This window comes from Rhizobium sp. AN73 (genome assembly GCF_030757975.1).
GTDB classification, from domain to species: domain Bacteria; phylum Pseudomonadota; class Alphaproteobacteria; order Rhizobiales; family Rhizobiaceae; genus Agrobacterium; species Agrobacterium arsenijevicii.
This window is the reverse complement of record NZ_JARWME010000002.1, coordinates 1,526,804-1,547,559: the sequence shown is the minus strand read 5'-3', so window position 1 is coordinate 1,547,559 and position 20,756 is coordinate 1,526,804. Positions and strand designations below refer to the sequence as shown.

General features: G+C 60.0%; 21 protein-coding genes. 5 read left to right on the top strand and 16 right to left on the bottom strand.

From position 1 onward, the window contains the following. Window positions 1-86: 86 nt before the first annotated feature. Window positions 87-2,075 carry a LysM peptidoglycan-binding domain-containing protein gene (locus RBH10_RS17555; protein ID WP_281036337.1) on the bottom strand — a complete coding sequence of 663 codons (1,989 nt, stop codon included), beginning with the start codon at window positions 2,073-2,075 and terminating at the stop codon, window positions 87-89. 156 nt (window positions 2,076-2,231) lie between these two features. On the opposite strand from RBH10_RS17555, the gene RBH10_RS17550 reads away from it, so the two are divergent. Both RBH10_RS17550 and RBH10_RS17545 read left to right on the top strand, forming a co-directional pair. Further along, window positions 2,232-2,852, top strand: a complete 621-nt coding sequence (locus RBH10_RS17550) for a TIGR00730 family Rossman fold protein (RefSeq protein ID WP_071242735.1) — start codon at window positions 2,232-2,234, stop codon at window positions 2,850-2,852. Between the two features lie 193 nt (window positions 2,853-3,045). Continuing rightward, complete coding sequence (locus RBH10_RS17545) at window positions 3,046-4,806, top strand: penicillin-binding protein 2 (protein WP_281036338.1); 1,761 nt, start codon at window positions 3,046-3,048, stop codon at window positions 4,804-4,806. A gap of 14 nt (window positions 4,807-4,820) precedes the next feature. Here RBH10_RS17545 and rarD read toward each other — a convergent pair whose 3' ends face one another. The 14 genes from rarD to alr form a co-directional block, all read right to left on the bottom strand. Further along, entirely contained in the window at window positions 4,821-5,729 is a 909-nt protein-coding gene (gene rarD, locus RBH10_RS17540) for an EamA family transporter RarD (RefSeq protein WP_281036339.1), read from the bottom strand. A 218-nt stretch (window positions 5,730-5,947) separates the two neighbouring features. Further along, on the bottom strand, window positions 5,948-6,904 hold the full coding sequence (gene pip / locus RBH10_RS17535; protein ID WP_281036340.1) for a prolyl aminopeptidase: 957 nt from the start codon (window positions 6,902-6,904) through the stop codon (window positions 5,948-5,950). Window positions 6,905-6,907: 3 nt separating this feature from the next. Then, complete coding sequence (locus RBH10_RS17530; RefSeq protein WP_281036341.1) at window positions 6,908-7,387, bottom strand: GFA family protein; 480 nt, start codon at window positions 7,385-7,387, stop codon at window positions 6,908-6,910. Beyond that, on the bottom strand, window positions 7,384-7,848 hold the full coding sequence (locus RBH10_RS17525; protein ID WP_045015806.1) for a GFA family protein: 465 nt from the start codon (window positions 7,846-7,848) through the stop codon (window positions 7,384-7,386). Before RBH10_RS17525 ends, RBH10_RS17530 begins: the two co-directional genes overlap by 4 nt. Further along, window positions 7,848-8,321, bottom strand: coding sequence for a GFA family protein (locus RBH10_RS17520; protein WP_281036342.1), 474 nt, complete (start codon window positions 8,319-8,321; stop codon window positions 7,848-7,850). The genes RBH10_RS17525 and RBH10_RS17520 overlap by 1 nt, the downstream gene beginning before the upstream one ends. Next, window positions 8,318-8,686 (bottom strand): endonuclease domain-containing protein, encoded by a 369-nt coding sequence (locus RBH10_RS17515; protein ID WP_281036343.1) that lies wholly within the window; start codon window positions 8,684-8,686, stop codon window positions 8,318-8,320. Before RBH10_RS17515 ends, RBH10_RS17520 begins: the two co-directional genes overlap by 4 nt. A gap of 258 nt (window positions 8,687-8,944) precedes the next feature. Continuing rightward, entirely contained in the window at window positions 8,945-10,330 is a 1,386-nt protein-coding gene (gene cysS, locus RBH10_RS17510; protein WP_281036344.1) for a cysteine--tRNA ligase, read from the bottom strand. A 213-nt stretch (window positions 10,331-10,543) separates the two neighbouring features. Continuing rightward, complete coding sequence (locus RBH10_RS17505; protein WP_281036345.1) at window positions 10,544-11,284, bottom strand: SDR family NAD(P)-dependent oxidoreductase; 741 nt, start codon at window positions 11,282-11,284, stop codon at window positions 10,544-10,546. 150 nt (window positions 11,285-11,434) lie between these two features. After that, on the bottom strand, window positions 11,435-12,943 hold the full coding sequence (gene purF / locus RBH10_RS17500; RefSeq protein ID WP_045015810.1) for an amidophosphoribosyltransferase: 1,509 nt from the start codon (window positions 12,941-12,943) through the stop codon (window positions 11,435-11,437). A gap of 138 nt (window positions 12,944-13,081) precedes the next feature. Continuing rightward, window positions 13,082-13,669 carry a CvpA family protein gene (locus RBH10_RS17495; protein ID WP_045015811.1) on the bottom strand — a complete coding sequence of 196 codons (588 nt, stop codon included), beginning with the start codon at window positions 13,667-13,669 and terminating at the stop codon, window positions 13,082-13,084. 95 nt (window positions 13,670-13,764) lie between these two features. Then, window positions 13,765-15,165 (bottom strand): DNA repair protein RadA, encoded by a 1,401-nt coding sequence (gene radA, locus RBH10_RS17490; RefSeq protein WP_045015812.1) that lies wholly within the window; start codon window positions 15,163-15,165, stop codon window positions 13,765-13,767. Between the two features lie 5 nt (window positions 15,166-15,170). Further along, entirely contained in the window at window positions 15,171-15,461 is a 291-nt protein-coding gene (locus tag RBH10_RS17485) for a type II toxin-antitoxin system RelE/ParE family toxin (RefSeq protein ID WP_281036346.1), read from the bottom strand. Beyond that, a complete protein-coding gene (locus RBH10_RS17480) occupies window positions 15,418-15,729 on the bottom strand; it encodes a type II toxin-antitoxin system ParD family antitoxin (protein WP_281036347.1) in 312 nt (103 codons plus the stop codon). Before RBH10_RS17480 ends, RBH10_RS17485 begins: the two co-directional genes overlap by 44 nt. A 65-nt stretch (window positions 15,730-15,794) precedes the next feature. Beyond that, the gene (gene alr / locus RBH10_RS17475) at window positions 15,795-16,970 is read right to left on the bottom strand and encodes an alanine racemase (protein ID WP_281036348.1); all 1,176 of its coding nucleotides are present in this window, start codon (window positions 16,968-16,970) and stop codon (window positions 15,795-15,797) included. An 86-nt stretch (window positions 16,971-17,056) separates the two neighbouring features. On the opposite strand from alr, the gene RBH10_RS17470 reads away from it, so the two are divergent. The 3 genes from RBH10_RS17470 (at window position 17,057) to RBH10_RS17460 (ending at window position 19,012) form a co-directional block, all read left to right on the top strand. After that, complete coding sequence (locus RBH10_RS17470) at window positions 17,057-17,914, top strand: AraC family transcriptional regulator (protein ID WP_045015816.1); 858 nt, start codon at window positions 17,057-17,059, stop codon at window positions 17,912-17,914. Between the two features lie 94 nt (window positions 17,915-18,008). Further along, a complete protein-coding gene (locus RBH10_RS17465) occupies window positions 18,009-18,713 on the top strand; it encodes an AzlC family ABC transporter permease (protein WP_281036349.1) in 705 nt (234 codons plus the stop codon). Further along, window positions 18,710-19,012: an AzlD family protein gene (locus RBH10_RS17460; RefSeq protein ID WP_281036350.1), complete on the top strand. Its 303-nt coding sequence runs from the start codon at window positions 18,710-18,712 to the stop codon at window positions 19,010-19,012. The genes RBH10_RS17465 and RBH10_RS17460 overlap by 4 nt, the downstream gene beginning before the upstream one ends. Before the next feature lie 110 nt (window positions 19,013-19,122). Here RBH10_RS17460 and RBH10_RS17455 read toward each other — a convergent pair whose 3' ends face one another. Then, window positions 19,123-20,619, bottom strand: a complete 1,497-nt coding sequence (locus RBH10_RS17455) for a replicative DNA helicase (RefSeq protein WP_281036351.1) — start codon at window positions 20,617-20,619, stop codon at window positions 19,123-19,125. Window positions 20,620-20,756: the final 137 nt, after the last annotated feature.

The following is a 20,756-nucleotide window of genomic DNA, read 5'->3' as shown; positions in this document are numbered from 1 at the left end:
AGCCGACAGCAGGGCGGCGGCTTTGATAAGCCGCCGTGCTTGTCACAGGTAGGGTTGTTGCGGCTTCAGCGCAACGTCTTGAACGATCAGGAACCGCTCTTCAGACGCTTGCGGTGAAGTTCTTCCGCATTCGGCAGGGCCTTTTCCGGCACGCCGAAAATCTGGCCGGGCTCGATGAGATCAGGATTTTTGATCTGATCCTCGTTGGCGAGGTAGATCGTGGTGTAACGCACGCCCTGTCCGTAAACGCGGCGGGAAATCTGCCACAGCGTATCGCCGCGGCGGATGATGACGCTGTTCTGGCTCTCGGCAAGCGGCTGCTGCTCGAATGTCTGCGGACCGGCAGGTGCCTGCGGCGCGGGTGCGGGAGGCGCGATGATGTGGAGGTCGGCAAGGCGGCTTGCCAGCGTGGCGATGCCCTTGCCGATCCCGGCAACGTCGTTCGGCCATGCTTCGACCGATGTCAGCAGCTGACGCGCCTTGGCGGCGATGTCGCCTGCAAAGGCGGTGAAAGACGGCTCGGTGCCGGCGGCGGTGCGGAACTCGGAGAGCGACTTGAGGCCGATCACCACCGCAGAGCGGCCGGCAATGGCCTGATCGAGCGCCGGCGTGGCCTGATCCTTGTAGAGATTGGAAAGAATGCCGAATGCCTTCGCGACATCCGTGCGCAGCTTTTCAAAAGTCGCGCGGTCGCTTGCCGTGCTCTGGTTCTCGGTGGGCGCGGTGGTTGTGGCAGCGGAGGGCGTGACGGTTGGTGCCTGCATGGCGACGGTTGCCTGATCAGTCTGCGGGCGCTCGAAAGGAACGCGCACGCGCACCTTCGCCGTGCCATCGGCGTTCAGTTCCTCGACGGTGATGATATGGCTGCCGACGGAAAGATCGACATTGCCCTCGATGACGAAATGGCCGGAGGCTTCCGTGGTGCTTTTGCCGATTTCCTTGTCATCGACCAGCGCACGCACGGTCGAGGCGGCAGGCGCGGAACCCGCAACGAAAATCTTCGATCCCTCGAATTCGACGGCGGTGACCTGAACGGTCGCCGTCAAAGGCGCAGCGACGGGAGCCGTAGTGCCGGCGGCAGGCGCAGGCGCGTTGTTGGCGGTTGCGGCTGCAGGCTGTTCCGGTTGCGCGGCTTGCGGGGGCTGAAGTGCGGAAGGTGCGGCCTCCGGCATGGCCAGCACGCGGCTTGCCTCGCCGGGCTTGGAAACCATTGCCAGCAGTTCGCCCGCCTTGCCGTTGGGCACGGAAACGGTTGCCACTTCTTCGGATTGCGTCGCCTTGCCGGCAGTGTCGGTCGAGCGCAGCACCAGCTCATGGTCGCCGGGCGGCAGTGGATTGTCGAAAACGGCGGCGAAATCGCCCGAGCCATCGATGGTCGTCTGGGCGATCACCTTGCCATTGCTGAGAATTTCCAGCTTGGAGCCGGGCTGTGCCTTGCCTGCGATTACAGCCGAGCCATCTGGCTCGACGCGAAGCACGTCGAAGGTCGGCGCGCCGGAATTGGTCTGGGCAGCATCGGCAGCAGGCTTTGCCGGTTCGGCTGCACCATCATCGGTGCCCGTGAAGACGCCAGCCAGACGACGAACCTGTGCTGCCGCAGCGGCGGCGCTATCGGGCAGTCCGCGCAGGAAAACGCTGGTGCGTTCGGCCGCAGTGCGCGCCGTGGTGATGAGCCGCGACGTCGTTTCGTCCAGCGTTTCAGGGATTTCGATATTGGTCAGTTCTTTCAGCGATGCTTCGACATTCTTGCGAGCGGTCGCGAAATCGGCGTCGGAGGGAACCTTGCTGTCGGCGAAAAGCGTGGTCAGATCCTTGATCGACTGGGTTGCGGAGGCCGCGAGGCGCCCCACCTTGTCGGCAATATTGGCCGTCTCTTCGGCAGCGTCGGAGAGAATGTCTCCGGCCTTGTCGCCGCCCATTTCAACGCTGTTCTTCACGGCGTTGCCCGCTTCATTGATGGCGTCGCCGATCGGTTTGCCGTCATTGGAAATTCTTGGCAGGACGAAAAAGATCATGAGCAGGGTCGCAATGCCCAGCACGATCAGCGCCAGCAAACCGGCTTTATTATTTTTCATCCTGGAATCTCCGGGTATTTTAAGCTTTTTACACGAGTTGAGATTGCTAGCGTCTTACCTTGCCCCAGACAAGCGGCGTGTGGCCAAAAGGCTATATTTGCAAGGGATTTCCCAAATTTTCTTGACGTGCCGCATCCGGCATAGTTCCTTCCCCTCATGACGGACAAAAATACAGCGATTCGATCCATCTGCGTTTATTGCGGCTCCCAGCCTGGACGTGACCCGGCTCACATGGAAGCGGGCCGCGCGCTTGGGAAATCCATTGCCGAAAACGGCATTCGCCTGGTTTATGGCGGCGGCACCAAGGGCATCATGGGCGCGGTTGCCAGTGGCGTTCTTTCCAATGGCGGCGAAGTAACCGGCATCATACCGGAATTTCTGGTCGACATGGAGGCCACGCGCCATTCTCTCGGACAATTGAACGAGCTTGTCGTCACCAAGGACATGCATGAGCGCAAACATATGATGTTCGAGCGCTCGGATGCCTTCGTGACGCTGCCGGGTGGTGTCGGCACTCTGGAAGAGATCGTCGAGATCATGACCTGGGCACAGCTCGGCCGCCACGCCAAGCCGATGGTTTTCGCCAATATCAACGGCTTCTGGAACCCGATGCTGGAACTGGTGCAGCATATGCGCGATCAGGGTTTCATCCATCGCGCCCATCTTCTCAACCCGCTTGTCATCGACGAGGTGAAGGACATCGTGCCCGCCATCATCGAGCGGGCGCTGGCGCAGCAGAACCCGGAAGGCGACCCTTCGGTAATCTCCCGTCTCTAAGCTTCGGGAAACCGTTAACGAACTGCCAAGCGGTTCGTTATAATTTTAAGTGTATATTAATAGAGATTTGACTGCGGCATCGCCCCGCCCGCTCTTTTTATGGCTCCGCGCCCGATCCTGTGCCAGCGTCTACAAGGCGTAGGCTGAGCGCGGAATTTGATTTCGCCGCCATGAGAGCGGGGCTCATTGGGGAATGATTGCTTTTTTGGTGCGGCTGAAAAGCCAGGCACATTTTATTATTCAGAGAAGCCCGTTTCAGGGCAGGGATGCGATCCTCGGTTCGGCTGCCCGCCGCCGGGTTGAGGCGAAAAAGCGGCTCGGCATATTGATCGCCGGTTTCACCGTGGTCTTTGGCGTCGTTACCGCCCGTCTCGTTCAATACGGCCTTTCAGAACCCGTCGCGACCGCATGGATCAACACCGGTGCCACCGCAGTCGCCTCCCGGCCCGATATTATCGACCGCAACGGCACGCTGCTCGCAACCGATCTCAACATGGTGTCGCTTTATGCCGATCCGCGCAGGATCGTCGATGCGGACGAGGTGGTGGAGAAGCTCGCAACCGTGATACCCAATCTCGACTGGCGCGAGACGCACCGCAGATTGCGCTCGGACACCGGTTTCCAATGGCTACGGCGCCAACTGACACCGCGCCAGCAGTCGGATATCCTCGACCTCGGCATACCCGGCATCGGTTTCCGGCCGGAAAAGCGGCGTTTCTATCCGGGCGGCCCCACGGCTTCGCATATCATCGGCCACGTCAATGTCGACAATCAGGGGCTTGCCGGCATGGAGCGTTATCTCGACCAGCAGGGGCTGGCCGACCTGCGTGCCGTCGGTCTCGCCAGCGGCGCGCCGCTGGAGCCGGTGAGGCTGTCGATCGATCTGCGGGTACAGAACATCGTCCGCGAGGTCGTGCTGAAGGCAAAAAGCGCCTATCAGGCCGAAGCGGCGGGATCGGTGATCCTCGATGTGGAGACGGGCGAGGTGCTGGCCATGGCCTCGGTGCCGGATTACGATCCGAACGAGCCTTCCCGCACCCTTGCCGATGGCAGCATCGACAGGGAGTATGAAAAGGGCTGGTTCAACCGCATGAGTAATGCCACCTTCGAGATGGGCTCCACCTTCAAGAGCTTCACGCTGGCCATGGGACTGGATGCGGGTGCCATCACGCTCAATTCGGTGGTGGATGCGTCGCGCCCCATCCGCATGGGCGGCTTCACCATCAAGGATTTCAAGGGCAGGAACCGCCCGCTTTCGATCCCGGAAGTGTTTCAATATTCATCGAATATCGGCACGGCGGCGGTCGCCGACAAGGTTGGGGTCGAAGGCCACCAGCAGTTCCTGACGAAGCTCGGGCTTCTCTCCAGAATGGACACGGAAATGCCGGGCGTGGCGACGCCTACCCAGCCGCGAACGTGGAAGAAGATCAACTCCGTCACCATCTCCTTCGGGCACGGCGTTGCCACCACCCCATTGCAGACGGCGGTTGCCGCCGCCGCGCTCATCAATGGCGGAAGCCTGATCTCGCCGACCTTCCTGCCGCGTTCGAAAGAGGCCGCGGCATCGCTTTCCCGCACCGTCGTCAATCAAAAGACCAGCGCCGATATGCGCTATCTTTTCAACTGGAACGGCATCAAGGGGTCGGGTCGGGGCGCGCAGGTAGAAGGATTTCATGTGGGCGGCAAGACCGGAACCGCCGACAAGGTGATCAATGGCCGTTATGCCAAGGATATCAACTTCAACGCCTTCGTTGCCGGGTTCCCGATGCACAAGCCGAGATATGTCGTGCTGACGATGATCGACGCGCCGCGGACCGGTGTGAACGGCGGGCGCACGGCAGCCTCGACCGCAGCCCCCATGACCCGCGAAATCATCACCCAGACGGCGGCCCTTCTCGGGGTCAAGCCGCGCTTCGGTTATGACGCGACACCGCAATTACTGGTCGATTATTAATTTGCAGGGCTTCGTTATCGCTTGAGCCGCAGCAGGCTCGAGCCGGTATAGATCGCCAGCGCCACCCAGATCATCCCAAAGGCTGCCATCCGCACCATGTCGAAGGGCTCCTTGAAGATGAAGATGGCAATGAGGAAGATCATCGTCGGCGCGATATATTGCATGATGCCGATGGTCGACAGCCGCAGGAGCTTTGCGCCGTTGCCGTAAAGAATGAGCGGAACGGCGGTGATGAGGCCGCTAGCGACCAAAAGCCAGGTGTCGGTCGCGTTACCTGCCATGAAATGCGCCTGTCCGCTGAGGCCCAGCCATGCCATGACCAGAACGGCGGGAACGGAGAGAAGCATGACTTCGAGCAGGAAGCCCTGTGTGGCGCCAATCGGCAGCGTCTTGCGGAAGAAGGCGTAAAAGCCCCAGGAGACGGTGAGCACGATGGAAACCCACGGCAGGCTGCCCGCATGCCAGGTAAGGATCGCGACCGCAAGCGCCACCAGAACGATTGCGGCGATCTGCGCGGGATAGAGCTTTTCCTTCAAAAGCACAGCACCAAGAAAGATGCTGAACAGCGGATTGATGAAATAACCCAGCGCCGCATCGAGCGCGCGGCCAGCACCAATCGACCAGATATAGACGCCCCAGTTTATGCTGATAAGTGCGGCCGTCAGGCTCGCCATGGCCAGCATTTTCGGGTTCTTCAGCGCCGCCCTTATCTCCGCCGTCCGCCCGATCGCTATAAGCACGGCGGCGGCGATGGGCACCGACCAGATGACGCGGTGAACGATGACCTCGATCGGCGAAATATGCGCAACCGCCTTCATGTAGAGGGGAAGGAACCCCCACAGCAGATAGGCGGAAAGCGCGAAAGCAAAACCGCGCGCGCTATCGCCGCCCTCTTGGGCCGGGAGCGTTTTATCGAGTGCCATGGGAGTACCGCCAATTATTAGGGATAGCCGCTTTTATAGCGGATCGGTGTGGCGGCGGCCAATTCATTTCCGTGAAGCGTTCATGAGAAAAACTGCATGAATAAAAGGCGCTTTGCCCTTGAAACGGGCTGTCGCTGCAGCCAGCCGGATGATGGCCGCTGGAAAGCCCGCGTGAATCATTCTCTCATCCGGCCGCCGCAAGGTTCTGAAAGGGCTGGTTATTTTCCTGCAAAACGGTCGTTTGCGCGGATCAGCTGGTCGAGAATGCCGGGTTCGCTCAGCGAGTGTCCGGCCGCCTCGATGATATGGAAATCTGCCTTCGGCCACGCCTTGGCGAGCTGCCAGGCATATTTCAGCGGGCAGGGCATGTCATAACGTCCATGCACGATGACACCAGGAATGTCCCTAAGCTTGCCGGCATTGCGCAGCAATTGCTCATCCTCCAGCCAGCAATCGTTGACGAAGAAGTGGTTCTCGATGCGGGCGAAAGCGATGGCATATTTGTCCTCGCCGAAATCCTCGACACGTTCCGGATCGGTAACCAGCGAAATGGTCGCACCTTCCCACTGGCTCCATGCTCTGGCGCATTCGAGCTTCTTGGCCTCGTCCGTGCCGGTGAGGTAGCGGTTATAGGCCTGCATCATCTCGCCGCGTTCCGCTTCAGGAATGGGAGCGATGAAGTTTTCCCAACGGTCGGGATACATTTCGGATACGCCGAACTGATAATACCAGTCCAGCTCTGGTCTGGTGACGGTGTAGATGCCGCGCAGAACCAGCTCGCTGACGCGCTCGGCATGGGTCTCGGCATAGGCGAGCGCCAGCGTCGAGCCCCAGGAACCGCCGAAAACCAGCCATTTTTCGAAACCGCAGAGCGCGCGCAATTTTTCGATGTCGGCGACCAGATGCCAGGTGGTGTTGGCTTCCAGTTCCGCATGCGGCGTGGAACGGCCACAGCCGCGCTGATCGAACAGGATGACGTCGTAAAGTGCGGGATCGAAAACGCGGCGATGCGTGGGATTCACCCCGCCGCCCGGACCGCCATGCAGGAAAACCGCCGGTTTTGCACCGCGTGTGCCCACCCGTTCCCAATAGATCGTGTGGCCATCACCGACATCGAGCATGCCGGTCTCGAAGGGTTCGATCTCTGGGTAAAAGCTGCGCAATTCCTGCTTCATGTTTCACTTTCCTTCGGGTGGCCATTTGGCCGTGTCGTGGTCGGGGTGCTGCCGGTTGTTCACCGGTACTCGGTTCTCATCCGGCGCAGGTTCCGGCTCCACCGGCAAGCCGTCGAGTTCGGCGAACCAGTGTATTTTGCTGCCCAGATTGGACTGCGCCTCGGGTTTTACCCGCTCCGGCTCATCCAGCGAGCCAAGGGTGATGTTGATGAAATCGGCGTCCGGTATGTCGTAGAAAAGCGGCGTGCCGCAACGCCCGCAAAAGCCCCGGCGGACATCATCGGAGGATTGAAACCACGAAGGCTCGCCACGGGTCATTTCAAATTTTGCGCGGCTGCTTGCGGCAAGCGGCATGAAATAATTGCCGGCCGCCTTCTGGCACATGCGGCAATGGCACACATGCGGATAGCGCAAACTGCCCTCAACGCGGTAACGCACGGCCCCGCATTGGCATCCACCACTGAAGTTTTCGATAGCACTCATGCGCGGTCGTCTTCCGGCGGCCAGACCTTGGTGTCGTGGTCCGGGTGCTGGAAGGAGGTGATTTCCGCTTCATCCACGCCCTGTTCCACGGCCGGTTTGCCGAACAGCTGCTCGATCCACGGCATGCGCTTGTGGAAATTGACCTGCACTTGCGGTTCGATCCGCTCCGGTTCATCGAAAGCGCCGATGGCGATCTCCACGCCGCCAGGGTAATGATAGGTCAGCGGCGTGCCGCATTTGCTGCAGAAACCGCGATGGATTTTGGCCGACGAGCGGAAGAGGGACGGCTGGCCGCGTGTCCAGGTCAGATGCGCCTGATCGGCGCTGACGAGCGCGCCGAAGAAATTGCCGAAATGTTTCTGGCACATGCGGCAGTGGCAGATGGAGGCCCGGCCAAGCTTGCCCGCATGGAACCGCACGGCGCCGCATTGGCAGCCGCCGGAAAAACCCGTTTCACTCATTATTTGTTCTCCGGTGGCCAGCTCTCGGTGTCGTGGTCGGGATGCTGATAAGAAACGAGATCGGCGAGGTAATCCACCGACGTCAGGTCATCTTCCGTGGGGACCGCGGGCAAAGTGTGGATGCTGTCGACAAAATCGATCTTGCGCTCAACACCCCATTGTACGGTGGGCGGCAAGGCGGCGGGATCATCGAAAGCACCGGCCGCAACCGCCATGCCATCCGGCGCCTCATAGGTCAGCGGCGTACCGCATTCGGGGCAGAAGCCGCGCTTGACGACGCTGGAGGACTGAAACCGTTTCGGCTCGCCGCGCGTCCATTCGAATTCCACCTCGCGCACGGATACCAGCGGCGCATAATAGGCTCCAAAAGCTTTCTGGCACATGCGGCAGTGACAGACCGAACTGTCTTTCAAGTCGCCGGTTGCGCGGAAACGGATAGCACCGCATTGGCATCCGCCTGTGTAGGTGGTCATGGTTGGGCCTCCTTTATCGTTCGAACAATATGGAGACAGACATTGTCTATGTCTTTCAGAATATCGTCGTTCCAGAAACGGAGGACGGTCCAGCCGTCTTTCTGAAGCCGCGCCGTTCGTTCCTGATCGTATTGTAGCGCTGCCTCGGTTGTATGTTGGGAGCCATCGATCTCGATAATTAGGCGATGATCCGAACATGCGAAATCGACGATAAAACCGGCAATCGGCATTTGTCTGCGGAAACTTAACCCCTCGAGGCGATGCGCGCGAATAGCATTCCAGAGCTTCAGTTCGGCATCCGTCATTACTTTCCGCATCTGCTTCGCATATTTGCGATGCATCGGGTCTACGTCCGCGTGTGGCATGATTGGTTCGCCAGTTAGCTGCCTCATCGTAGATTGGTTGAGGTAACTTAAAATCGCAAGCAGATTGTGGTGACTGTAGTAGACCCCCCTCTGCCCTGCCGGGCATCTCCCCCACAGGTGGGGAGATCAGCTGGAAGCATACTCCCGCTCCATATTCAGCGTTAAAGATGGGCGAGCGATAACAGCGATTAATCTCCCCACCTGTGGGGGAGATGCCCGGCAGGGCAGAGGGGGTAAGCCCCAACCACCGCCGGCTTACTACCGCTTCAACTCCCAGGTCGTCGTCCGCTCACCAGTTTCCTTGTCCTTGCCATCCTTCAGCTGAATACCCTTCTCGGAAAGCTCGTCACGCAAACGATCAGCCTCCGCGAAATTCTTCGCCTTCAGCATTTCCAGACGCAGTTGCACCAGTGCATCCACGGCCGAAACGATGGCTTCGTCCATTTCCGCTTTTTTCGGCAAAACGCCGAGCAGGGCGGCGCTTGCCGCAAAGGCAGGCAGTCGGGTTGGATCGGTATTGGCGGCGTGTGCCAGTGCATGCAGCGCCTGCACGGCGGCAACCGTGTTCAGGTCATCGGCAAGCGCATCAAGCACTGAAGCATCCGGCTCGGCGTCGGAAACCTCAGCCGTCGGCCACTTGGCCAACAGGCGTTCGGCCTCTTCCAGACGCTTCACCGAAAAATCGATCGGCTCGCGGTAATGCGTCATCAGCATGGCAAGGCGAAGCACTTCGCCCGGCCATTGGCGGCCGCCGAATTTTTCGGTGTGCAGCAATTCGTAGATGGTCACGAAGTTGCCCTCGGACTTCGACATCTTGCGGCCTTCCACCTGCACGAAGCCGTTGTGCATCCACACATTGGCCATGACCTGCGTGTCATGGGCGCAACGCGATTGCGCGATTTCGTTTTCGTGATGCGGGAAGATGAGATCGAGCCCGCCGCCGTGAATGTCGAACACTTCGCCGAGATAGCGACCGGCCATGGCCGAGCATTCGATGTGCCAGCCCGGACGGCCGCGACCCCAGGGGCTTTCCCAACCCGGCTCATTGTTTGAAGAAAGTTTCCAGAGCACGAAATCGCCCGGGTTCTTCTTGTGGGCTTCCACCGCCACGCGCGCACCCGCCTGCTGTTCGTCCAGCGGCCGTTTGGAAAGCTGGCCGTAGTCCGCCATTGAGCGGGTGTCGAACAGCACCTCGCCGCCGGCCGTATAGGCATGGCCGCGCGCGATCAGTTTTTCGATGAGGTCGATCATCTCGGCGATGTAGTCGGTGGCGCGCGGTTCGACGGTCGGCGGAAGGCAGCCAAGCATGGCCACGTCCTCATGGAACTGGTCGGCGGTCTTTCTCGTCACCGCGTGAATAGCTTCGTTCAGCGGCAGTTGCGGATAGTCGCGCAGTGCCCTTGCGTTGATCTTGTCATCGAGATCGGTGATGTTGCGGGCGTAGGTCACATGGCTTTCGCCATAGACGTGGCGTAGCAGCCGGAAAAGAACATCGAAAACGATGACCGGGCGCGCATTGCCGATATGGGCGAAATCGTAGACCGTGGGTCCGCAGACATACATGCGCACATTGTCGGCGTCGATTGGCGCAAATTCGGCCTTTTCGCGTGTCAGGGTATTGTGGAGTTTCAGGCGCAAGGACATGCGGGTGTTCCCTAAAGGCAGTCAATTGTCCTGACCGGACCGTTTGTCTGTTGGACCTTGCGGGGAGACGAAAACGATCTGGCCGGTGGCGAACCAGCAAAAATTATTCAGCAGCAGGTGCAGATCGTTGTTTTCATGCCTTGCCTTATGGCGTGCCGGTCTTGCGCGGTCAAGCGTTTCTCTTGGGGCGCCAGAACCGCCTTGACCAAAAGTCTATTCCGGCTGGCGATAATCCAGGAATTTACCCTCGCGCACCACGAAGAGCTTGCCGGTTTCGGTAAGCTCGGGCGAGGCGAGTTGAACAATAGCGGCGGCCACTTCAGAAGGGTGCGGCACGTCTGCGGGGTCTTCGCCGGGCATGGCCTGGGCGCGCATGGCGGTGCGCGTCGCGCCGGGGTTGATGCTGTTGATGCGCAGCGCGGTTTTATCAGTTTCCGCAGCCCAGGTGCGGGCAAGCGCTTCGACGGCCGCCTTGGAGGTGGAATAGACACCCCAGAAGGGACGACAGGTGTGAGCAACTCCCGAAGACAGGATCAGCGCACGGCCGGCATCCGATCTCAAAAGCAGCGGCTCAACCGAGCGGATCAGCCGCCAGGTGGCGGTGACATTGATGGTCATGACCCTTTCGAAGACTTTCGCCTCGATATGGCCGACCGGGGAGATGACGCCGAGAACGCCGGCATTGGCGACCAGAATATCGAGCTTGCCCCAGCGCTCGAAGATATTGGCTCCCAGCGCATCGATGGCATTCATGTCGGCGAGGTCGAAGGGAACCAGCGTCGCGGTGCCGCCGACGGCCTTGATGGCGTCATCAAGATCTTCGAGGCCGCCGACCGTTCTGGCGCAGGCAATGACATGCGCGCCGGCCTTGGCGAGTTCCAGTGCCGTGAAATAACCGATGCCGCGCGAAGCGCCGGTGACGAGCGCGATCCTGCCCTTGAGATTGATGGTCATGTTGCCCCCTCCGAAATTCATTCCGCTTCTTTTATGAAGCGACTGACGTCAACCGCAAGCGATCAAAACGCCGCAGCGGGCACAGTTTCAATCGCACGCAACAAAAAAGCGGCCACCGGAAACCGGTGGCCGCTTGTTATTTCCGGACTATCAGCCGTTGCTGGCCAGCATGGAAATCTTGCTGCCCATCGCCTCGCCGTTCTGGTCGAGAAGGCGGGTGGGATAGTCGCCGGTGAAATAATGGTCCGTGAATTGCGGACGTGCATTGTTGCGGTTTTCGCCGCCGACAGCCCGGTAAAGCCCGTCGATCGACAGGAAGGCAAGCGAATCAGCGCCAATGAATTTCGCCATGGCGTCCACATCGGCATATTGGTTGGCCAGAAGCTTGTCGGCATCAGGTGTATCGATGCCGTAGAAATCCGGATGGAAGATCATCGGGCTGGCGACGCGGATATGCACTTCCTTGGCGCCCGCTTCGCGGATCATCTGCACGATCTTCACCGAGGTCGTGCCGCGCACGATGGAATCATCCACCAGCACCACGCGCTTGCCTTCAATCATCGCCCGGTTGGCGGAATGCTTGAGCTTTACGCCGAAAGCGCGAATCTGCTGCGTCGGCTCGATGAAGGTACGGCCGACATAATGGTTGCGGATGATGCCGTATTCGAAGGGAATACCGCTTTCCTGCGCAAAACCGAGTGCAGCCGGCGTACCGCCATCGGGAACCGGAACCACGACATCGGCTTCCAGTGGGGCTTCCTTGGCAAGGTTCATGCCCATGTTCTTGCGCGTCGTATAGACGTTGCGGCCGCCGACGACGGAATCGGGGCGGGCGAAATAGACATATTCGAACAGGCACAGACGTTCCGGCTGCGGCTTCGATGGCTTGCGGGCGTCGATGGTGATCGAGCCATCCGGCTGGATTTCGCAGATGATGACTTCGCCGTTTTCAACGTCGCGCACGAATTTCGCGCCGATGATATCGAGAGCACAGGTTTCCGAGCAGAAGATAGGCTTACCATCAAGCTCGCCCATGACCAGCGGGCGTATGCCGATCGGGTCGCGCGCGGCAATCAGCTTGGTGCGCGTCATGGCCAGCATCGAATAGCCGCCTTCCATCTGGCGGATGGCGTCGATGAAACGGTCGGCGGTGGAGCTGTGACGCGAACGGGCGATGAGGTGGAGAACGACTTCGGTATCGGAGGTCGACTGACAGATGGCGCCGGTGGCGATGATCTGGCGGCGAAGCGTGAGGCCATTGGTGAAGTTGCCGTTATGGGCAATCGAAATGCCGCCTTCTTCCAGCTCGGCAAACAGCGGCTGCACGTTGCGCATCGCCACTTCGCCTGTGGTGGAATAACGGGTGTGGCCAATCGCGATGGAGCCGGGCAGGCGGGCAAGCGTTGCCGGATCGGTATAATGATCTCCGACGAGGCCCATATGGCGTTCCTGATGGAAGCGCTTGCCATCGAAGGAGACGATGCCCGCTGCCTCCTGGCCGCGATGCTGAAGCGCATGCAGGCCGAGAGCGGTGAGGGCGGAGGCATCGGCATGGCCGAGAATGCCAAATACGCCACACTCTTCGTGCAGCGTATCGCCGTCGATCTCTTCTTTGAACGTGGCCCCAGGAAACTTGGAATGCGAAAGCGGCTCAATCATCCGGCTTGCCCTTGCTCTCTAACGAGAAAAAAGAAAGACCCCTCCGGTGAGTTTGTCTCCCGGTCGGCCTGTCTGTGTCGTGCTTGATATTTAGCACAAATAGCGCGCCTTGCATGCATTGCAAGGCGCGACACTGTGTCAATTATTCGTTGCCGGCGCATTTGTCGCCGGAGCATCTTCCGCAGGCGTCTGCGCGGCTGCCGGTTCCTGCGGTTTTCCGAGGATACGGGCGCGGATCTGCGGCTCGATATCGTCAGGCAGAACCGCTTCCAGCTTGCCCACCAGCCCGTCGAGGAAGGGCTTGGCCTTGGCCTGCGTCACCCATTGCGGCTGCGTTTTCACGTCCACCAGCCAGTTCCAGAAGGCGACCGCGACGACCAGCAGCAGAATGCCGCGCGCTGCGCCGAACAGGAAACCGAGCGTGCGATCCAGCGCACCGATGCGGCTGTCGATGATGAAATCGGCAATACGCGAGGTGATGAAGGAAATGACGACGAGGGAGACGAGGAAGACGACGCCCGCCGAACCGGCAATGGCGATCTTGTCGTCATCGGTATAGTTGCGCGCATAGGGCAACAGGATCGGGAACAGATAATAGGCAGCGGCGACCGAACCGGCCCAGCTCGCGATGGACAGAATCTCGCGGGAAAAACCGCGTACCATCGCGAGAATGGCGGAGAAAAGAACAACGGCGATGACGATGCCGTCGAAAATTGTAATGGGCATATACCAACTCCGGAGGTGCGACGCCTTGTCAGGCGCTGCCTTGCCAATTGTGCGACCCTCTTACACCACTGTTTCCCTTGGCGAAAGGATCAATATTAGTCGTCCTCAACCTGTTTGAACCGGTTGCCGGAACCGGCGATGCGCGCCACAAGGTCCGGTAGGCTTTCTATTTCTGTCCAGCGACCCTTGCCCGCCTTCGGCAATTCAGCCGAAGCAGACGGCAGAAGTGCGGCGGAGAAACCGAGTTTTTCAGCTTCTTTCAATCGCTGGCCCGTGTGCGAGACGGGCCGTACCGCGCCCGACAGGCTGATCTCGCCGAAATAGACGCAATCGGCGGGCAGGGCAAGACCGGCAAGTGAGGAAACCAGCGCAGAGGCAATCGCCATATCCGCAGCCGGTTCGGAAATGCGGTATCCACCGGCGACGTTCAGATAAACGTCATGTTGCCCGAGCTTCACGCCGCAATGGGCCTCCAGCACGGCAAGGATCATGGCGAGTCGCGAACTGTCCCAGCCGACCACGGCGCGGCGCGGCGTGCCGAGTGAGGTGGCCGCGACCAGCGCCTGCACCTCGACCAGAATGGGGCGCGTGCCCTCCATGCCGGCGAAGACGGCAGCGCCCGGCGATTTCTCATTGCGCTCGCCGAGGAACAGTTCGGAAGGATTGGAAACCTCGCGCAATCCCCGGTCGGACATTTCGAACACGCCGATCTCGTCCGTCGGTCCGAAGCGGTTCTTGACGGTGCGAAGAATGCGGTAATGGTGGCCGCGGTCGCCTTCGAAATACAGCACGGCGTCAACCATGTGCTCCACCACGCGCGGACCGGCGATCTGGCCTTCCTTGGTCACGTGGCCCACCAGCACCATGGTCGCGCCCGTCTGCTTGGCATAACGGATCATCGCCTGCACGCCGGTGCGCACCTGCGTCACCGTGCCGGGGGCGGAATCGGCCGTGTCGCTCCACAGCGTCTGAATGGAATCGATGATGACCAGATCGGGACGTTTGCCCTCGGAAATCGTTGCGAGAATATCCTCGACATTGGTCTCGGCCGCCAGCAGCACATCGGTTTCCGCTGCACCAAGACGCTGGGCGCGCAGACGCACCTGCGCCACCGCCTCTTCGCCGGAGACGTAGATGACACGGTGTCCGCGTCGCGAAAGGGCAGCCGCCGCCTGCATCAGCAGGGTCGATTTACCGATGCCAGGATCGCCGCCGATCAGAACTGCCGAACCGCGCACGAAGCCGCCGCCGGTCGCCCGGTCGAGTTCGCTGATGCCGGTCGGAATGCGGGGCGCTTCCTCGATCTCGCCGGAAAGTGCTGTGAGCGCGACCGGCCGGCCCTTTTTCGGCGTCTTGCCGGGGCCGGAGCCAATGCCACCCATCGGGTCTTCCTCGACGATGGTATTCCACTCGCCGCAGCCTTCGCATTTTCCCGCCCAGCGGTTGTGAACCGTGCCGCAGTTCTGGCACACGAATTGGGTCTTGGCTTTGGCCATCTATGTCAATTTTCTTCTTGTTTGAAATCTTTGGCGGAAATGTCCTGGTGGCCGTGCAGCACGCGCAGGACATACATTTTCTTGTCGTCGACTACGAAGTAGATGCATCGGTCGCGATGGGGAAATGCCCGCAAATTCGGTGCATAACTTCTGGGTACCCCTGTCATCCCGTACCGTGCCAGGGAAATCATTTTATCGTTGATGTCGTCAAGAAAACGCCTTGCAGCGGCAGGATTGAATTGCGCGATATAATTATGATCGGCGAGAAGATCGCTCAGCGCCCGTGCGGAGACCACCAGACGCCTTCGCTTCATTCTGCTCCTCCGCGAGCTTCATAATGTGTGCGGTTAAATCATCCGCCGTGGAAAATTCCATAACCCTTCCGGCTTCCACATCGTCCAGCCCTTCCTGAATCAATCGCTGAAGCTCTACGAAGCGGCCTTCTTTACTGCCCATAAGGCGAAGACCAGCGGAAATCACCGCATCCGCATCCTTGAAGATTCCGGCAGCCACCTGCTCTTCGATGAACTTTTCGTCCTGCTCGCTCAAATGGATTTCGGGCATTTCGATCTCCTTTTGTTCTCTTTTAGCACAGGTCGCTTCCGCTTTCCAAGAGCTAAAGACGTGGTTCAGTCGTCAGCCATCAGATATTGCCGCTCATAGCGCAGGCCGAGACCCGTCAGCATCTCGTAACCGATGGTGCCGGCCGCCCGCGCTACCTCATCGACCGGCACGTTCGGGCCGAAAAGCTCGATATAGTCGCCGGTGCGAACGGCATTTGCCGGTAGATCCGTCACATCGAAAATGGTGAGGTCCATCGTCACGCGGCCGGCCACCGGCGCCTTGTGACCGTTGATGATGCCGTAAGCGCCGCCATGGCCCATTTCGCGCAAGGGAATGCCGGAACCGGAAAGCGAACGCTGGTATCCGTCGGCATAACCGACGGAAGCGATGGCAAGCCGGCTTGCCCGTTTCAGCAGGAAGGAGCCGCCATAGCTGACGGTCTGGCCTTCACCCGCCTCGCGAATCTGGATGATCCGCGCTTCGGCCTTCGCAACGGGTCGCATCGGGTTTGCGACGTCGTTGATAGCCTCGCCGCCGTAGAGGGCGATGCCGGGACGGGTGAGATCGAAATGATAGTCGTTACCCAGAAAGATACCGGCCGAAGCCGAGAGGCTTGATTCGATACCTTCGAAAGCGGCGCTAACCTTGCGGAATGATTCGAGCTGGACCCTGTTCATCGGCGAAGAAGGCGTATCGGCGCAGGCGAGATGCGACAGCACCAGAACCGGGTCAAAACTCGCCGGCCGTGTCACGTCGTCGGCCAGAAACAGCGCGTCGTCGAGCGGCAGGCCGAGCCGGTTGAAGCCGGTATCCACATGCAGCGCGCAGGGGTGTTCGCCACGGTCCGCAACCGTCGCCATCCAGAAGGAAAGCTGTTCCTCTGAGGCCAGAACCGGCACGAGATCATTGTCGAAGACCTGACGCTCCTGGCCCTGCCAGATGCCTGATAGCACGAAGATACGTGCTTCCGGGGCGTAGGATCGCAAGGTTGCCCCTTCGGCTACCGTTGCCACGAAGAAATCGCGCGCGCCGGCGTGATAGAGGGTTGCGCCGCAATCCTCGATACCAAGCCCATAGGCATCCGCCTTCACGACAGCCGCCGTCCGCGCCTTGCCGGACCGCTTCTTCATGTCCCGCCAGTTATCGGCCAGCGCGCCGAGATCGACGGTGAGCCTCAGCGGCGCATATTCGAAAGCGTCGGTTTCGTTTTCGGAAAAGGTCTCTTCGAAGTCGTCTGTCATGCCATGCGTCCAGATTGAATTGGAACCGGCCGGACCCTAGCACTTTTGTTCAAGACGGTAATGACCGATTGATTTAAACTCACTCTATGCACAATGTTTCGCAGGAACAGGCTCTGGATTTCATGCCCGTCGCGGCGACGGAAACGACGCGTTTCTGGCGTGACCGGCGGTTCGGCGGCATGGAATGTCTGAGCGCGACATTCCTGACACATGAATATTCGCCGCATGCGCACGATACCTTCTCGATCGGTGCGATCGAAAGCGGCTCGCAGATTTCCACCATTCAGGGCACCACCGAACAGACGGGACCGGGCCATCTCTACCTCATCAACCCGGATGAGATTCACGATGGTGCGCCGGGTGGTGGCGGTTATCGCTACCGGATGATCTACCCCGATGCAGCGCTTCTGCGCGATATCATCGAGGATGTGACGGGCAGGGCCTTTCATGGCATGCCATCCTTTCCGCGATTTCTGCCGCGTGATCCACAGATGGCGGCGGCTTTCCAGATGGCGCATCGGCGGCTGGAGGCCAAATCCGGCGCTCTTGAGGCGGATGAGGGCATGTTTTCGGTTCTGGCGGCGCTGTTCGGCAGGCATGGCAGCGCCATCATCCTGCCGCTCGAAACCCGCGAGAAAACGGCGGTCCATACCGCCCGGGATTATCTTTCCGACAATTACGAGACCGATATCGGTCTTGAGGAACTGGCTTCAATTGCCGGCCTTAGCCGCGCCCACCTCATCCGGGCTTTCCGCAAGGAATTTCACATCACCCCGCACGCCTATCTGACGGATGTGCGCATCCGGCAGGCACGCCGTCTTCTGCGTGCCGGCGAGATGCCGGCCGAGGTGGCGGCGCTGTGCGGTTTTGCCGATCAGGCGCATTTCACCCGGCATTTCAAGGCGCGAACCGGCGTCACGCCGGGGCAATTCCGGGTGGCATAAACCCAACTTGGCGTTTCCGCCGTGCAATGTCACTTTCCTTCAAGACTGTGGGGCTTGCCGGGCGTAATCGCACTCTTCTGAAAAGGAGAATGCGATGTCCCACTTGCAAAAACGCGGGGAATTCAGTGCCGGCTTGAGAGCCGCGGCACCTTTGCTGGTCGCCATGGTCCCGATCGGCGTGGTGTTCGGCGCCGTCGCGGTCGGCAAAGGATTGTCGCCGTTCGAAGCGTCGCTGATGTCGCTGCTGGTCTTTGCCGGCGGCTCGCAATTCGTGGCCATGGATGTGTGGACGCATCCGGCAAGCTGGAGCGCACTCGGCTTTGCCGCGCTGCTGGTCAATCTGCGCCATGTGCTGATGAGCGCCTCCATCGCCGGCAAGCTGGAGGACTTCAGCGGCTGGCGAAAATATGCGGCGATGCTGGTGCTGACGGACGAATCCTGGGCGCTGTCGGAGTTCCGGGTCATCACCGGCAGGCTGACTGCGGCCTTTTTCACAGGCGCCGCACTATCGATCTATCTGGTCTGGAACCTTGCCACTCTGGCAGGCGCGCTGCTCGGGTCGGTCATGGGAGACATGTCGGTCATCGGTCTGGATTTTGCGTTCCCGGCCGTCTTCATCGTGCTGCTCATGGGGTTCTGGAAGGGCAGGGAAACGGGCCTCGTGCTTCTGGCAAGTGCAGCCGCCGCTTATCTCACCCATGCGCTGGTGCCGGGAGCCTGGTATATCGCCGCTGGAGCGCTGGCGGGACTTGCCGTTGCCGCCCTCGGTGATGCTGAACAGGTGGAGCAGCCTGCATGACGCTTGATACAAACACCCTTTTGGCGATCCTTGCCATGATGGCGGCAACCGTTGCCACACGCCTTGGCGGCCTGCTTCTGGTCAACCACTTTACCTTGACGCCACGTTTGAAAAAAGCGCTTGGCGCAGTTCCACCCGCTGTTCTGATGGCCGTGGTCACGCCGACGGCGCTTGCAAGCGGGACGGCGGAAACCATCGCCTGTGCTGTGACGGCCATCGCCGCACTTCGCCTCAGCCTCCTGCCGGCCGCAACGCTCGGTGTCGTCACCGTGGCGCTGCTGCGCGGAATCGGATTGTGAGACAATCCTGCCAAAGCCCTGAAAAGACTCGATGCATTCAACTGTAAACGCGAATCGGAATGCCGAGGGCGACAGGCTAGAGCCGTCTCGCCCCCGTTATTTAATTCGGATCAATGCTCTTCGTACTGGCTGAAGCTCGGGTCGGCCAGATCGGCAAAGCGGGTGAATTCGGACTGGAAGGCGAGCTTCACCGTGCCGGTCGGTCCGTGACGCTGCTTGGCGATGATGACGTCGGCGGTGCCTTTCACCTTGTCAAACAGGGCTTCCCACTCGCCATATTTAGGATCGGAAATATCGCGCGGCTCCATGTTCTTGACGTAATATTCCTCACGGAACACGAACAGCACCACGTCGGCGTCCTGCTCGATCGAGCCCGATTCACGCAGGTCGGAGAGCTGCGGGCGCTTGTCTTCACGGCTTTCCACCGCACGGGAGAGCTGTGAAAGCGCGATGATCGGAACGTTGAGTTCCTTGCCCAGCGCTTTGAGACCCGTGGTGATCTGGGTGATTTCCTGCACGCGGTTTTCACCGCTTTTACCCGCCCCGGTCATCAGCTGAATATAGTCCACCACCAGAACGTCGAGGCCGCGCTGGCGCTTCAGGCGACGGGCGCGGGCGGAAAGCTGGGCGATGGAGATACCACCGGTCTGGTCGATATAGAGCGGCACCTTCTGCATCATCTGGGAGCAGGCGACGAGCTTTTCGAAATCGGCCTCGGTAATGTCACCGCGACGGATTTTCGAGGACGAGACTTCGGTCTGCTCGGAAATGATACGGGTCGCCAGCTGTTCGGACGACATTTCGAGTGAATAGAAGCCGACGACGCCGCCGTTTTTCGCCTTGAACGAACCATCAGGCTGGACTTCCTGATCGTAGGTCGCCGCGATATTATAGGCGATGTTGGTGGCAAGCGAGGTCTTGCCCATACCAGGACGACCCGCAAGCACGATAAGGTCGGAACGCTGCAGGCCGCCCATGCGGGCGTCGAGCGAGTGAATGCCGGTGGAAATGCCGGACAGATTGCCGTCGCGTTCGAAGGCGGCACCAGCCATGTCGATCGCCAGGGCCACAGCATCGTTGAACGACTGGAAGCCGCCGTCGTAACGGCCGGTTTCCGCCAGCTCAAACAGGCGGCGCTCGGTGTCTTCGATCTGCGACTGCGGCGGCATGTCCAGCGGCGCGTCATAGGCGATGTTGACGACATCCTCGCCGATCTGGATCAGCGCGCGGCGCAGGGCGAGATCGTAGATCGCCCGGCCGTAATCTTCCGCGTTGATGATCGACACGGCTTCGGCCGCCAGACGCGCCAGATATTGCGCCACCGTCAGGTCGCCAATCTTGTCGTCGGCGGGCAGGAAGGTCTTGATCGTCACCGGATTGGCGGTCTTGCCCATACGGATGATATCGCCCGCCACTTCGAAAATCTTGCGATGCAACGGCTCGTAGAGGTGCACGGGTTTAAGAAAATCCGACACACGGTAATAGGCGTCGTTGTTGACGAGGATGGCGCCCAGCAGCGCCTGTTCGGCCTCGATATTGTTCGGGGCTTCGCGGTAATGCGGTTCCGCCGGTTGCGCGGGGGTGATCTTTCTCACAGCGTCGTTCATGGTTTGCGCGATCTCCCTTTGCCTGTGTGCTTAAACCTTGGGTTTGGCTTTCTGGGGCATGGCAGTCAATGATATTGTTGCAACACTATACGGCGGGCTGACGTCCGCTCTGCAAAGCTGGATCACATTTTTAGTTG